General features: G+C 39.9%; 11 protein-coding genes. 6 read left to right on the top strand and 5 right to left on the bottom strand.

What is annotated here, in order from left to right; translation table 11 throughout:
• Positions 1 to 482 precede the first annotated feature (482 nt).
• Positions 483 to 950 carry a SixA phosphatase family protein gene (locus LV83_RS04705; RefSeq protein WP_111610381.1) on the bottom strand — a complete coding sequence of 156 codons (468 nt, stop codon included), beginning with the start codon at positions 948 to 950 and terminating at the stop codon, positions 483 to 485.
• Between the two features lie 154 nt (positions 951 to 1,104).
• Here LV83_RS04705 and topA point away from each other — a divergent pair, with 154 nt between their 5' ends.
• On the top strand, positions 1,105 to 3,432 hold the full coding sequence (topA, locus tag LV83_RS04700) for a type I DNA topoisomerase (RefSeq protein WP_111610380.1): 2,328 nt from the start codon (positions 1,105 to 1,107) through the stop codon (positions 3,430 to 3,432).
• A 26-nt stretch (positions 3,433 to 3,458) separates the two neighbouring features.
• Positions 3,459 to 4,583: a carboxypeptidase-like regulatory domain-containing protein gene (locus LV83_RS04695; RefSeq protein WP_111610379.1), complete on the top strand. Its 1,125-nt coding sequence runs from the start codon at positions 3,459 to 3,461 to the stop codon at positions 4,581 to 4,583.
• A gap of 53 nt (positions 4,584 to 4,636) precedes the next feature.
• Here the strand turns inward: LV83_RS04695 and LV83_RS04690 are convergent, their stop codons facing one another.
• From LV83_RS04690 to LV83_RS04680, 3 genes are all read right to left on the bottom strand, one after another.
• Entirely contained in the window at positions 4,637 to 7,024 is a 2,388-nt protein-coding gene (locus LV83_RS04690) for a hybrid sensor histidine kinase/response regulator (RefSeq protein WP_245946995.1), read from the bottom strand.
• 75 nt (positions 7,025 to 7,099) lie between these two features.
• Positions 7,100 to 7,978 (bottom strand): 3-hydroxyacyl-CoA dehydrogenase, encoded by an 879-nt coding sequence (locus tag LV83_RS04685; protein ID WP_111610377.1) that lies wholly within the window; start codon positions 7,976 to 7,978, stop codon positions 7,100 to 7,102.
• An 8-nt stretch (positions 7,979 to 7,986) separates the two neighbouring features.
• Positions 7,987 to 8,754, bottom strand: a complete 768-nt coding sequence (locus LV83_RS04680) for an SDR family NAD(P)-dependent oxidoreductase (protein ID WP_111610528.1) — start codon at positions 8,752 to 8,754, stop codon at positions 7,987 to 7,989.
• Positions 8,755 to 8,865: 111 nt separating this feature from the next.
• Between LV83_RS04680 and LV83_RS04675 the strand changes: the two genes are divergently transcribed.
• The 3 genes from LV83_RS04675 to fabF all read left to right on the top strand — a co-directional run bounded on the left by LV83_RS04675 (position 8,866) and on the right by fabF (position 11,826).
• On the top strand, positions 8,866 to 9,846 hold the full coding sequence (locus LV83_RS04675) for a zinc-dependent alcohol dehydrogenase family protein (RefSeq protein ID WP_111610376.1): 981 nt from the start codon (positions 8,866 to 8,868) through the stop codon (positions 9,844 to 9,846).
• A 73-nt stretch (positions 9,847 to 9,919) separates the two neighbouring features.
• On the top strand, positions 9,920 to 10,342 hold the full coding sequence (locus LV83_RS04670) for a hypothetical protein (RefSeq protein WP_111610375.1): 423 nt from the start codon (positions 9,920 to 9,922) through the stop codon (positions 10,340 to 10,342).
• A 230-nt stretch (positions 10,343 to 10,572) separates the two neighbouring features.
• On the top strand, positions 10,573 to 11,826 hold the full coding sequence (fabF, locus tag LV83_RS04665; protein WP_111610374.1) for a beta-ketoacyl-ACP synthase II: 1,254 nt from the start codon (positions 10,573 to 10,575) through the stop codon (positions 11,824 to 11,826).
• Between the two features lie 289 nt (positions 11,827 to 12,115).
• Here fabF and trpS read toward each other — a convergent pair whose 3' ends face one another.
• A complete protein-coding gene (gene trpS, locus LV83_RS04660; RefSeq protein WP_111610373.1) occupies positions 12,116 to 13,090 on the bottom strand; it encodes a tryptophan--tRNA ligase in 975 nt (324 codons plus the stop codon).
• A gap of 70 nt (positions 13,091 to 13,160) precedes the next feature.
• Between trpS and LV83_RS04655 the strand changes: the two genes are divergently transcribed.
• Entirely contained in the window at positions 13,161 to 14,255 is a 1,095-nt protein-coding gene (locus tag LV83_RS04655) for a DUF1573 domain-containing protein (protein ID WP_111610372.1), read from the top strand.
• The last annotated feature ends 13 nt before the right edge of the window (positions 14,256 to 14,268 follow it).

The raw sequence follows: 14,268 nt of genomic DNA, 5'->3' as shown, positions 1-14,268 counted from the left end.
ACTGTAAAATTCAGGGCTTTTTACATTTACATTGGTTTGTGTTTTTTAGCTATCAGAAGAATGTTTGTTCATCTAAACATCATTTGATAGTGCATCTATGGAGATGCTGGGTGATTAATGTAGCTGGTTTTTATACCAGAACTGACATCGGGTAATCGAAATTTGGGTATGTATATTCTTATTAAGGGTACTCAAGATTTTAGCCATTTGATCTTAAATCAAAAATATGGTTCCTAGGCTGGGGATTCGCAAGAATATTTTGGGTTGTTTTTGCAGTAGACCTAAACATTGTCTGGTTCTGCTAGATTATTTTCAAAGATGTAAAATTTAAAAAGGGCTGCTTTCGTAATTTTACTTTTCTCTAAATTATTCTGTGAATATAGATCAACTAGGGGGTTATATTTGCTGCATATTTAAAAAATTTTGGAAAAAAGTCGATAAGTGGTTTAAATATGGTCTGGTTAGAATCTGATTACTTTCTTTTACTGAATTATTTCTTTTAAAACTCCCGTTCCAAATCCGATCATGGTCCAATCCGATATCTCTAGGTCGATAATAGCCATCATTCCTGGTTGTAATCCTAGGTAATTTTCATTGGAAATATGAGATAGAAGCATGCTGATGGTAGGATTATGACCAATAAGAAGGCAAGTTTCTATTGCATTTGAAGTTTTTTCAAGGATTGTAATAATATTTCTTAAGTCCCCGTGATAAATGTCTTTTGTAAAAACAGACTCTTGAATAGAAATGTACTTTCCCATTATTTCAGCTGTTTCAATAGTTCTCGTGGCTTCTGAACAGTACATCAAATCTATTGTCTTCAGAGCTGGATTGAGTCTTTCACCCATTCTGATAAGATTTTCTTTGCCTTTTTTGGTTAGATTTCTTTGATAATCCGTACCACCAGAAAAACCTGCTTCTCCGTGTCTAAGTAAAATTAATCGTTTCATGATAAGTGGTTTATAACCGTTAAACAGCTGAGCTAATCATTCAAAAATCCCTCCAAAATGGATCTAAGGAATTTTAAATATTTGGACGAGAAAACAATGCCCTCTATTTTTAGCTTTTCTAATAGGGAATAAAAACCCTTAAAAATCGCCATATATGTCAAAAAACCTTGTTATCGTCGAGTCACCAGCCAAAGCTAAAACCATTGAGGGTTACTTGGGTAAGGACTATAAGGTAGCATCCAGCTACGGTCACGTTCGGGATCTTCCAAAAGGCGATAAAGCAATCGATATTAAAAATAGATTTAGTCCTACCTATGAAGTCACTGCTGACAAAAAGGATGTGATCAAAAATCTGAAAGCATTGGTGAAGGATGCTGAGACAGTCTTCTTAGCAAGTGATGATGACCGTGAAGGAGAGGCGATATCTTGGCACTTGAAGGAAGTATTGAAGCTGAAGGATGCAAACACTAAACGAATCGTCTTTAGGGAAATCACCAAAAATGCAATTACAAAAGCAATTGAAAATCCGAGAGGAATAGACATTGATTTGGTAAATGCACAGCAGGCTCGACGGATTTTAGATCGTTTGGTGGGGTTTGAGCTTTCTCCGATTCTTTGGAAAAAAATAAAAACGGGACTTTCTGCAGGACGAGTACAATCTGTAGCAGTGAGACTAATAGTAGATCGAGAAAGAGAAATAGAGCAGCATAAAGCAAAGTCAAGCTACAGAGTAACAGCTATTTTTGAAGTAGAAGGAAAGACTTTCCAAGCCGAACTTCCAAAGAAATTTGATACGAAAGCTGAAGCTGAGGAATTCTTAAAGAAATGCCTTGATGCTACATTCTCTGTAGCCAACCTGGAGAAAAAGCCAGGCAAGAAATCTCCTGCTGCTCCATTCACCACTTCCACACTTCAGCAGGAAGCGAGTAGAAAGCTGTACTTCTCAGTTGCTCAGACGATGTCTGTTGCCCAGAAGCTGTACGAAGCGGGTAAGATTACTTACATGAGAACAGATAGCGTAAATCTATCGGATGATGCAATGGCTTCTGCCAAAAACGCAATTCATGATTCATATGGTGAGAAATACCATAAATCCAGAAAATTCACTACCAAGTCTGAAGGCGCACAGGAAGCTCACGAAGCCATTCGGCCTACAGACTTCTCCAATACTCATGGGTCTGGTGATCGCAATGAACAGCGTCTCTATGAGCTAATCTGGAAGCGTGCTATTGCTTCTCAGATGGCTGATGCAGAATTGGAGAAAACCATCATTACCGTAGATATATCCAATCAGCCGCAAAATCTTGTTGCAACAGGTGAGATCATCAAGTTTGATGGGTTTTTGAAAGTGTATCTGGAAGATACAGATGATGAGCCAGAAGAGGAGGAAACCAATGCAGGCAAGGCATTACTGCCTCCTTTGACTATTGGTCAAAGTCTTGCACTGCAGGAGATGAAAGGTCGTGAGACTTTCTCCAGAGCTTCTCCAAGGTACACAGAAGCATCTCTTGTGAAAAAACTGGAGGAGTTGGGAATCGGACGTCCTTCCACCTATGCGCCTACCATTTCCACGATTCAACGTCGAGAATATGTGATCAAAGAATCCCGGGATGGCACGCCAAGAGATTATGTAGAGATGATCATAAAAGGTGGTGCATTTAAAGATGCTACCAAGACGGAAAATACAGGAGCAGAGAAGCAAAAGCTTTTCCCAACCAACATTGCGATGGTGGTCAATGATTTTCTAGTGGAGCATTTCCCGAACGTGATTGATTTTAGCTTTACCGCTAGGGTAGAGAAGGAGTTTGATGATATCGCAGCCGGAGGACAAGTTTGGCAGGATATGTTGGATTCTTTTTATGGCAATTTCCACAAGAATGTAGAAGATACCGAGCAAATAGCCAGACAGGATCTCAATACTAGTCGTGAACTAGGAAACCACCCAGTCAGTGGCAAACCGATGATCGCTAGGCTAGGGAAATTTGGACCATTGGTTCAGATCGGAGATTCTGAAGATGAAGAAAAGCAGTTTGCAAGTTTGAAGAAAGGCCAGTTCATCGAAAACATCACCATGGAAGATGCGTTGGAATTGTTCAAATTACCTCGCGACATTGGAATGTTTGAGGATAAAAAAATGGTGGCAGCTATTGGGCGATTTGGACCGTATGTACGTCATGATGGTAATTTTGTCTCTCTTCCTAAGGAGATGGATCCGCTAAGCATCACTGAAGAAGAAGGAATTCAACTCATTAAAGACAAGCGTGAGGCAGATGCCAAAAAGCATATCAAGTCATTTGATGAAAATCCGGAAATTCAGGTTTTGAACGGAAGATGGGGACCCTATATCAAGATGGGTAAAAACAATTATAAAATTCCAAAAGATAAGGAAGCTGAAACGTTGACTTATGAGGAGACTATCCATATCATAGAAAATCAACCTGATCCAAAGAAGAAGGGTGGGAGATTTGCCAAGAAAAAGTAACTTTTAATTCAAGTCAATAAGAGTTTATGAACAGGCCTAATTCAATTCTAGTTAAGATTGTTTTAGGCTTGTTTTTGTTTTTAGCGAAGAATGAAGCTTTTGCGCAGCAAGTCTTTCAGGGCACAGTTGCGAATTACGAAACAGGTGATGGTATTCCGTATGCCACGGTTTTTATTACGAATACCACTTTTGGTGTTTCTGCTGATGAGAATGGGAAATTCTCTCTCTCTATTCCAGAAGGCAACTACGAAGTGATTATTCGTATGTTGGGCTATAATGGTTTGGTATTCAGTTTATCTACTGATGATCTAAAGCCTCAGGGATACAGGTTTTTACTTAGTCCAAGTGAGGAGGAGTTGGACCTGGTGGAGGTGAAGGTTAATCGTGATCCAGCATGGTACAGGAACTTGGAGAGTTTTAAAGCGTATTTTCTAGGTACATCAGAAAATGGCATCAAATGTAAGTTCCTCAATGAAACTGTATTAAGACTGGATGATCAAAGCGAATCAGGTGTACTTAAAGTGACTGCGGCAGATATCCTGAGAATTGAAAACCCAAATCTTGGCTATAGGCTTGACTATTTGCTGGAAGAGTTTAGGTATCAAAGAAGGGATGGTTATGTGTTTTATGCCGGGTATCCACTTTTTGTACCTGATTCATCCTTATCTAGAAGACGACAAGGAAAAGTCGAAAAAGAACGAGAAAAAGCCTACCGAGGAAGTTTACAGCACCTGGTGAGGTCTATTTATGAAGGGAATACAGAAGAGGAAGGTTTTGTTTTAAGAAAGCTCTACCGAATTCCTGATCCTTCCAATCCAGATAAGTTCGTCAACCAATTGGATATGAATCCTTTTTCCGCACTGGAACTTATCAAGAAGAATTCTGAGGGAAAGCTTATGCTAAGCTTCAGTGACTATGTACATGTCACCTATACTGAGGAGTTGGAAAGTGTGGAGTTTAGAGGTAGAGCCAGCCCTGGAAAGCTTGGAAATCAGGTTTCTACCCTGCACCTCGAAATGGAGGAATTGGAAATATATGCAAATGGTAGTTATGCAGATCCTTTTGGGATTTTGGTCGAAGGATATATTGCTTGGGAACGGGTTGGAGATTTGTTGCCTATGGATTATATGCCAGAAGTTAGCATTGATTAAGAAAGAAAATAAGACTTTCGCGTTAGCTCAGTTTCATTCTGGCTGATTCATGATTAAATATCCAGCTTGATATTTTCCAAATACAGTGCTTTTTCCACGCTGGAGTAAAGTAAATCTGCATCAATCGGCTTAGTGATGTAATCATCCATTCCTATTGCAAAAACCCGCGCTTTGGTCTTTTCAGTGGTGTCTGCTGTCACGGCAATAATTGGGATATTTCTAGAATTCATGCCTGAATTTCCTGATCGAATTTGTTCGGTGGCTTCATAACCGTCCATTTCAGGCATTTGCAGGTCCATTAGAACAGCATCATACATTTTTGAATTCATTGCTTCCAAAGCTTCTAGCCCGTGGTTGGCAAAGTCAAAAGTAACTCCTTTCCATTTTCTTAAAATTGATTTGATCACGAGTTGGTTGACCATATTATCCTCGACTACAAGCAGGTGCTTGTCCTTCATAAGTTTCTCAGATTGGGCAGGAGTCATCATTTCTTGATTTTGGGAATTGACTATCGCCTTCTCTAATTCTAGGTTTATTCTTACCTGAGTCCCTTTATTTTTCAAAGAGCTGATTTCTATCTTTCCATGATGGAGGTCTACCAAAGCTTTGACAATGCATAAGCCAATTCCAAAACCTCCATATTTTCTCTTGTCATTGATTTGCTCCTGACTGAAAGAATCAAATACCCGATCGAGTTTTTCTTTAGAAATTCCCACTCCTGTATCCTCAATATCCAAGGAGATTCTAAGCTTATTTCCTCGGACTTCTTCCGTGTTTATCGAAAGCTTTACTTGTCCTTTTTGAGTGAATTTGGTGGCGTTATCCAAAACATTTGAAATGATTTGCTTCAGGCGAATCGGATCACCAACCAATTTTGTTTTGATACTATTTCGCTCTTCATAGATGAATTCCAGGCCTTTTTCACGTGATTTCAGATTAGTCACCACTTTTAATTCCTGGATGATTTTATACAGGTCAAACTCTACATTAGCTAACTTCAAATCACCTTTTTCAATTTTGGAATAATCCAGAATATCATTGATAGAGCCCAATAATGACATGGATGAAAATTGGATTACTTCTAGGTTGTTTTTGATAGTTGGGTCATCCGTACTACTTATAATTGATTTGGAAAGCCCCAAAATTGCATTCAATGGAGTCCTGAGTTCGTGACTCATGTTTGAAAGAAAATAGGATTTCATTTCATTGGATTCCTCTGAGCGTAGTAATGCAATTTCCTGCATTTCCTCTTTTTCGGTCTTTAGCAATCGAATTCTATTTGCCATAGAAAGTGAGAGAAATATGATCTCTGCTCCGGTCCCAATTTTGGATGCATTCGCTGTGAAAAAAGAATTTGGTATCAATGAAAAATTATTCAGAATGAAAATCACAAACCCAAGTGTCAAGCAAGCTATACCGATTGTAAAGAAATAATCGATTGGCAGTTTAGCTAGGTAGCAATTGAAAATAGTGGTAATAATCAAAGCTAAAGTCAATACTCCAAGAATATTAACAGCAGGATAATACACAGCCTGACCAGCCGAGTATGCTAGTATGGCTAGCAAAAGGAAAAGGTGAGAAACTATCAATACTTGATAAGATCGCTTTATGATAATTGATAACCTGACAACTTCGATGTAAACATAACTATAACCACACAGAGCCAAAGAGCTCAATGTAGCAAAGATCAAAAGCGAGCGGTTGGCAAACCAACCTGGTTCAAGCGTAATATATTGGAAAAAGTACCCATCCAAGTTTAAATGAAGTAAGGCTATCGATACTACATAGGCTACATAAAATAAGAAGCTGGACTCCCGCATTCCAAAGTAGAAGAAAAGGTACATCACACTCGCTATAAATAGAATGCCATAGAAAAAACCGAAAATCAGTTGGTTAAAAAACGAGGAATTTACAAGCGAGGAGGTGTCGTTTAACAGTAAAGGAAGAGAAACTACTTCACCGTCACTTTGGTATTTGATGTAAAATTTTGAAGTGGAATTTGGAGCAATTGTGATTGGAAAAATAAGCTTTCTATGCTGGAATGGTCTATCTTCAAACTTTATTAAATCTCCGCTCAATTGATCAGAGACAACTGCTCCTTGAGATAGTTGATACAGGTGTACTACGTCGGTGATTGGTCTTCCAGTTTCCAAGAAATAGGTTTTTTCTTCGTCAGAATCATTCTCAAGTGAGAATCTCAACCAGTAAGTTTTGTCAGTGAAACCAAGATCAGTAATTGTGTTTTTTAAGGGATTAAAAGCTAGGGAGTTTTCTTTTTCAAGCAACTCCTCTAAAGTATAATCTCCAGAATCGATTTGAGCAATTTCAGCCAAGTGATGGATGGAGATTGGGAATTCTTGGTTAGGTGTAGGTTGACCTTGACCATTTCTGACCAACATAAAAAGCATGCCTATGGCTAGACAATAATAAACATGTTTCATAAAGGTGATTAAAGGGTAGGGATAGGTACGAGGTCTTTTTAATATTAGATCTTTTTAATGCCGAAATTGTTTGAATTAATGTAAAAAATCAGGGCTTTTGTATCGTGGGTTTGGATATTTATAGAAACCTTCCCCGGTTTTGGCTCCAAGTTTTCCTTGATCTACATAAGTTTTTAAAAGTGTTGCGAAGGCACGTGAGGCAGGGTTTCTACGCGAGCTGGTAATGTGCCAAGCAGTATCTAAGCCTACATTGTCCAAAATACCGAATGGCCCGGCAGGCATATTGAAATTGATCATCCATGATTTATCTATTGCTTCCACCTCTGCAATTTCTCCAGTTAGTAATCTGCCTGCAGCATCGATCCAAGCTATAAGCAAGGTATTGAAGATGTAACCGGAATGTTCTTTTTTTACCAGAATGGGGATTTGATTGAGCTGTCTTCCGACCTCTTCCAACATGCTTATAAGTGCCTGGTCTGTTTTAGGGTGTGGCATAATGTCCACTACTCTGGAGTGAAAAACATCATGGAAATGAAATGCACAGAATTTCTCTGGTCTTCCTGAAATTTCTGCAAATTGTGAAGGTAGTAAGTAGGATGTGTTGGTGGTGAAAATAGTATGTGCTGGGGCCAGTTGTCCTATTTCCCTCCAAACTTCAGTTTTGATGTCTGGATCTTCAGTGACACTTTCACTGAGTAAATCTGTATTTTTTAATGCTTCTTTGAGATCTAAAGTAAAGGAGATATTATCCAGTGCCTTTTGTCCTTCATCTTCTTTGATCAACTCTGCTCGACTTAATTTTGCCAGCAATTTTTTCATAGCTGGTAAAGAATTTTTTAGACTATGCTCCTGATTATCATATACATTAACTTTGTAGCCTGACAGTGCTGCTTGTAATCCGATTCTGGTTCCAAGGTTGCCAGCGCCTATAATACCAATAGTAGAAATAGTCATTATCTAGGTTAAATAGTGAAGCCTCCATCTGCTGTGAGCACAGCCCCGGTGGTATAGGAGGATGCAGGTGAGGCCAAGAACAATGCCATGGCTCCGATTTCTTGTGCTGATCCCACGCGCTTGATGGCAAGTTGATTCATGACCATTTTCATGATTTTCTCATTGGACCAAAGTGGTTCTGAGAATTTAGTCTCGATTAGGCCAGGGCAAATCACATTAACCCGGATTTTTGCTTCTCCCCATTCCTTGGCCAACACCTTGGTCATGGAAATCAATGCAGCTTTGCTTACGCTATAAATACCTAATCCATGTTCAGGGGAAATTCCTCCAATAGAACTGATATTGATGACAGAGGCGTTAGATGAAGCTCGTAAATGTGGCCAGCATAATTTTGAGAGTTCAAAAGGAGCCTTCAAGTTTACATTCATGATTTTGTCAAAAGCTTCGGAGCTCGTTTCATGTACCGGACCGAAAACTGGACTCGTCGCTGCATTATTAACCAAAATATCAAGTTGCCCGCATGCAGCTATAGTTTTTTCTACCAAATTTGGAAGTTCCTCAATATTTCCCACGTTACAGGATATCCCAATAGCTTCGTATCCTTTCGCTCGAAGCTTGGCAGCCATCTCGTCTACAGCTTCCTGTTTTCTGCTGCAGAGCACGACTTTAGCTCCTGCAGCAGCGAATATCTCTGCAATACTGAACCCAATTCCTTTACTAGCTCCGGTAACCAAGGCGACTTTTCCGTCAAGTGAGAATAATGTTGATAGATCCATAGGTTGCTTTTTTTCTACTTTCAAGATATAAAAGATATACTAGATGCCTGAACGAATGGATATTATTCTCAGTTAAATTACAGCAACAGAGAATTGGAAACTTAAAAAGCTATGATAGAAGTAATTTTTGAAATGACTGGACTGCCTGAGGATGTTTTACAAGTCAAAGAATCCCCCGCTCCAGAACCGAAGCCTAATGAAGTTCAAATAGAAGTAAAGGCAAGAAACATAAACCCTTCAGATCTGATGTTTATTCAGGGCCGGTATGGAATCCAACCAAATTTGCCAAGTAGTGCAGGGTTTGAAGCAGCTGGTATTGTAAGTAAATCTGATGCAGAAGGCAAGGTGCCTGTTGGTACGAGAGTTATGTTTACTGCCCAAGGTACTAGTATGGGTACTTGGCGAGAATACATTACCCTTCCCGCTAAACAAGTAATTCCTATGCCGGATGAGATGCCTTTTGAAGTAGGATGCCAAGCATTTGTGAATCCTGTAACCGCCGTGGCGATGGTCAACCAATCTGCTTTAAAAGAAGGAGAATGGCTTTTGCTGACTGCGGGAGCTTCGGCTTTTGGTAAGTTTGCGATTCAGGTAGCAAAGTCTAAAGGGATACGAGTTGCCTGTACAGTTAGGCATGATGAGCAAAAAAAGTATTTAGCTGATTTAGGTGCAGATTTGGTAGTCAATACTGAGAAAGAAGATTTGAAAAAAGTGATCACTGAAGTCACAGAAGTAGGTGTTTCTGCAGTTTTTGATGCGGTAGGTGGAGAACTTGGGGCAAAGGCTCTGACCTGCATTAAGCAACTGGGGACTATGTATGTTTTTGGTGTTTTAAGCTTGGAAAATATGTCTTTAAACACAGGAATGATGATTTTCAAGGAAGTTAAAATAGAAGGGTTTTGGTTGAGTAGTTTGCTACAAAGAATTAGCAGTGAGGAAAGAGCGCAACTTTATAAAGAGACGCAAGCCTTTTTGATGAAAGATGATTCAAAGGCAGAAGTGGCTGAGAAGTTTCCGCTTTCAGAAGTAAAAGCGGCAATAGCAGCTTATAATAAGCCTGGCAGAAATGGAAAAATCCTCTTGGTGAGTTAATTTCTTTGAAATAGTTCTTCATAAAAAAAGGGATTCCCCATCTTTGCATTTCAAATCAAAAAAACTGAACAGAATGAATTGGGATACGCTGGATAAAGAGCTTACCGAAATAGTAGAAAAAAGAAATCAACTTGCAGCTATGGATTATAGCGACGAAAGCTATGACGACCTAGAAGAGGCAATTCATGACTTGGAAGATGATTTCAATGAGAACTATGAGGATAGACTTGAAGCCGAAATTGAGAAAATTCAAGATAAGTTACAGTCTGACACGGACATACTTTTGCCAACGGCATATATCGCAAACGTTTATAAGCCGCTTTTGCCTGATGCAAATGGCATAGTTAGCTATGAGGTCTCAGGTCAGCAAGGTGTTCCGATTGAATCTGAGCAGTTTGATAAGCAAGATGTTCGCATTGTTTTGATCCCGAATCCAGCTCGGTTTGTGATGCTGATTAATGGTAAACAATTGAAGGACCTTTGGAGAAGCAGATAAATTAGTATCAAAACATGAGTATCAAGATGTTAGATATCAGAATCTAGATTCATGGTATGATCAATAAAAAAGACCTGGTGAATAGCCAGGTTTTTCTATTTGAGAGTGATTTTGTCCAGTCATGTAAGTCAAGTTTATTTAGTTAAAAGTTGCGCTTACCTTTGTCATTCGAATGAAAGGCTTCATCCTAAAGTTTGTTGGCTTTTTCGAAGTATTGAAAATTTAAAGTAATGAATTCAAAAAGAGTAGTAATCACAGGTTTGGGAGCGTTATCAGCGCTTGGAAATGATGTGAAGTCCAATTGGCAGAGTGCAAAGGAAGGAAAAAGTGGTGCCGGTAAAATCTCTTATTTTGATCCGGAGAAATTCAAAACCCGATTTGCAAGTGAATTGAGAGATTTTGATCCTACGCTCAGGCTTGATCGAAATGATATAAAACGATCTGATCTTTTTACCCAATATGCCTTATATGTTGCTGCAGAGGCGATGGAGGATTCAGGATTGGATGTTTCCAAATTAAACTCTCCATTTGATGCAGGTGTGATCTGGGGTACGAGCCAAGGCGGAATGAATACACTCGAAAAGGAGATGAGTGAATTTATCGCTAATGATCGATCTCCTCGTTTTAATCCTTTTTTCCATCCAAAATTTCTTGTAAACATGGCTTCAGGAGTGATCTCCATGAAGTTTGGTTTGATGGGGATCAATTATACTGCTGTGACGGCTTGCGCATCGTCCAACAGTGCTATCATGGATGCATTCAATTATATCAAATGGGGAAAAGCAAAAGTGATCATCACCGGCGGTTCGGACGCGCCAATCACTGAAGCCTCAATGGGAGGTTTCAATGCATTGAAAGCACTTTCAACTCGAAACGATGATCCGGGTACCGCTTCTAGGCCTTTTGATGTGGACAGAGATGGGTTTGTGATGGGAGAGGGAGCAGCGGCTTTGATCCTGGAGGAATATGAGCATGCGAAAAAGCGTGGGGCCAAAATCTACGGAGAAGTAGTAGGGGCGGCCATGACTGCAGATGCCTATCATTTGACAGCAACTCATCCCGAAGGCGCGGGAGCTTACCAGTGTATGAAGTTTGCCCTGGAAGAGGCTGGTTTAGCTATGCAGGATGTAGATTACCTCAATGCACATGCGACTTCCACGCCAACGGGTGATCTAAGTGAAATTAAAGCAATAGCTAGATTGCTGGATGGTGACTATGACAACATGCATATCTCAGCCACCAAATCCATGACAGGACATCTGTTGGGAGCGGCTGGAGCGATAGAAGCGATATTTTGCGTGAAGACTATCAATGAGGGAATCGTGCCTCCAACGATCAATACTGAAAATTTAGACCCTGCTATTCCAGAAGGTATTCAAATCGTAACGAAAACAGCAATCGAGAAAAAGGTAAAAGTAGCCTTGAGTAATACTTTTGGCTTTGGTGGACACAATGCTTCGGTGATCTTCAAAGAATTTGCATAACCTTCGAGATCTTTAAGACCTCGGAGGTTTTTGTTTTTTACCGAGAAGTCGCGAAGGATGCTAAGAATTCCGCAAAGGAAGTTATTGTGGTATGTTTTTGAATCGGTACGATCAGTAATCAAATAAAAATGGTTCCGTCAACATCTGACGGAGCCATTTTTACTAAAATAAGAAACCAAACCTTCGAGTATCCTTCGACTTCGCTCAGGATGACTACACTCAAAGGTTATCACAGGTTGCGCCTTCGCGCCATTGCGGGAGATACTAATCCCTGCGCCGTCGCGAGAACCTATTTAAATCCCAACTTCGCTCTTACTTTATCCAGCAATTCAGCTCCAACAGCTTTGGCTTTTTCTTCACCTGCAGCAAGCTTCAATTCGATTTCTTCTGGGTGATTCATGTAGAAATCAAATAGCTCCCGCTCCTTTTTATATTTATCAAGAATCAGCTGAAGTAATTCTTTCTTTGCATGACCATAGCCGTAATTTCCTCCTATGTAATTTGCCCGCATTTGCTTGGTTTGTTCCTCCGAAGCGATCAAACTATACAGTTTAAAGGTGTTGTCAGTATCTGGATCTTTTGGATCTTCCAGATCCTTACTATCTGTCACGATTCGGTTTACATTTTTCTTTAGCGCTTTTTCCGGAAGGAAAATATCAATGAAGTTATTGTAAGACTTACTCATCTTTTGGCCATCTGTGCCAGGGATGGTTTTCACAACCTCGTCTATTCTAGCCTCTGGAATAGTCAAGATATCCTCACCCACGATTCTATTGAATGTAGAAGCGATGTCACGCGTCATTTCCAGATGTTGCATTTGATCTTTTCCCACAGGGACTAAATCCGCTGAATACAGTAGGATATCAGCCGCCATCAAAACCGGATAAGTAAAAAGTCCAGCGTTTACATCAGATAGTCGCTCAGCTTTATCCTTAAAACTATGTGCATTTGCAAGCATTGGGAAAGGAGTGAAGCAGTTTAGATACCAAGTCAATTCGGCTACCTCAGGTCTTCTAGATTGTCGATAAAAAGTCGTATTCTCAATATCCAACCCAAAAGCCAGCCAAGCTGCAGCGACTGCGTGGGTATTTTGCTTTCTAACTTCACCGTCTTTGGACGTAGTAAGGGAATGCAAGTCTGCTATAAAAATGTACGATTCCTCTTTGTTCTGTTTGATCAATTCTATTGCAGGGACGATCGCGCCTAGGATATTTCCTAAGTGTGGTCTGCCGCTACTTTGAATGCCTGTAAGTACTCTTGCCATTGGTCTGATTTTGCTGCAAATTAAGTAAATCAGCCTATAATACGTTTGAAATTATGCGTTAATTGCGGGTATGATTCGATTAGAAAAGACCCTTTATGCGCTGCTAGTTATCACTTTTTTCTCCCAACTCTCACTGGCTCAAGATACTATCACTCCTAAGGTGGTTTGGGCAGTGAATAAGGTTGATCTAGGAACTGTTATGGAAGAGCAAGGTCCACAGGTCGCAGAATTCGAATTTACCCATACCCAAGATTCGCTTTTTTACATCGAGACCGTGGTGACAGATTGTGGTTGCACCACCGTGGAATACACCAAGGATACCTTGGTCGTAGGTGAAAGTGGAATCTTAAAGGTTTCATTTGATCCGTCTTCGGGCGCTGGTTTTTTTTCAAGAATGATTGTGGTAAAAGGTAACCTTCAAGGTGTGCAGGATACACTTTACATTGAGGGAAATGCGATTCCAAGAGCAAGTGATCCGGAAGGAACTTACAGGACCAGGAAAGGGGATTTAGGCTTTCGACTGGAGAAAATCAATGTTGGTGAAGTCTTTACCAATGTGCCAAAATTGAAGCAGGTGGAAGTATATAATTTTGGTGAAAAGCCTTTCTATAAAGACAGTCTAACCTTCGTAGGGCCTGAATATATACAAATTAGTCAGCTTACGGATTCTATCATGCCGAATGATCGTGGATTACTTCAGGTAGCCTATGATGGAGCGATGAAAAATGATTTAGGGTATTTCGAAGATCAGGTTTCACTTACTTGGCAGGATACTACAGGGTTTATTGTTTTAAGCGTTTTGGCTGATGTTTTCGAATATTACGCCCCTTTTTCTAAGGATGATTTGAAGCAAGTTCCTCAACTGGTAATAGACCCTAAGGAGATCGATTTGAAAACCATCAAAAGTTCGTCGATTCAGGAAAAAGAAGTTCTTTTAACTAATAAAGGAAGACAGCCCTTGGAAATAAAGAAGGTTCAAGGCAATTGTACTTGTCTGAAGCTTGAAATGCCAAAAACTACTCTTGACCCTGGGGAATCAATTTATTTAAAGGTGACTTTTAACCCAAAAGGTCGGCAGGGTATAGATCAGCGTAATATCTACATTTTCAGCAATGACCCGTTGAATCCAGTTCAGTTGTTCTTGTTGAAAAGTAGGGTGGAATAGGCAGACATTTCAC

The organism is Algoriphagus yeomjeoni (assembly GCF_003259505.1).
In the GTDB taxonomy this organism is placed as follows: Bacteria; Bacteroidota; Bacteroidia; order Cytophagales; family Cyclobacteriaceae; genus Algoriphagus; species Algoriphagus yeomjeoni.
The sequence above is the reverse complement of the archived record's forward strand: the minus strand, read 5'-3'. Positions and strand labels throughout refer to the sequence as shown.

Coding starts and splice junctions, on each gene's coding strand:
- LV83_RS04690 (WP_245946995.1), bottom strand. CDS start 7,024: ATGAAACATGTTTATTATTGTCTAGCCATAGGCATGCTTTTTATGTTG.
- fabF (WP_111610374.1), top strand. CDS start 10,573: ATGAATTCAAAAAGAGTAGTAATCACAGGTTTGGGAGCGTTATCAGCG.
- LV83_RS04655 (WP_111610372.1), top strand. CDS start 13,161: ATGATTCGATTAGAAAAGACCCTTTATGCGCTGCTAGTTATCACTTTT.
- trpS (WP_111610373.1), bottom strand. CDS start 13,090: ATGGCAAGAGTACTTACAGGCATTCAAAGTAGCGGCAGACCACACTTA.
- LV83_RS04675 (WP_111610376.1), top strand. CDS start 8,866: ATGATAGAAGTAATTTTTGAAATGACTGGACTGCCTGAGGATGTTTTA.
- LV83_RS04695 (WP_111610379.1), top strand. CDS start 3,459: ATGAACAGGCCTAATTCAATTCTAGTTAAGATTGTTTTAGGCTTGTTT.
- LV83_RS04685 (WP_111610377.1), bottom strand. CDS start 7,978: ATGACTATTTCTACTATTGGTATTATAGGCGCTGGCAACCTTGGAACC.
- LV83_RS04705 (WP_111610381.1), bottom strand. CDS start 950: ATGAAACGATTAATTTTACTTAGACACGGAGAAGCAGGTTTTTCTGGT.
- LV83_RS04670 (WP_111610375.1), top strand. CDS start 9,920: ATGAATTGGGATACGCTGGATAAAGAGCTTACCGAAATAGTAGAAAAA.
- LV83_RS04680 (WP_111610528.1), bottom strand. CDS start 8,754: ATGGATCTATCAACATTATTCTCACTTGACGGAAAAGTCGCCTTGGTT.
- topA (WP_111610380.1), top strand. CDS start 1,105: ATGTCAAAAAACCTTGTTATCGTCGAGTCACCAGCCAAAGCTAAAACC.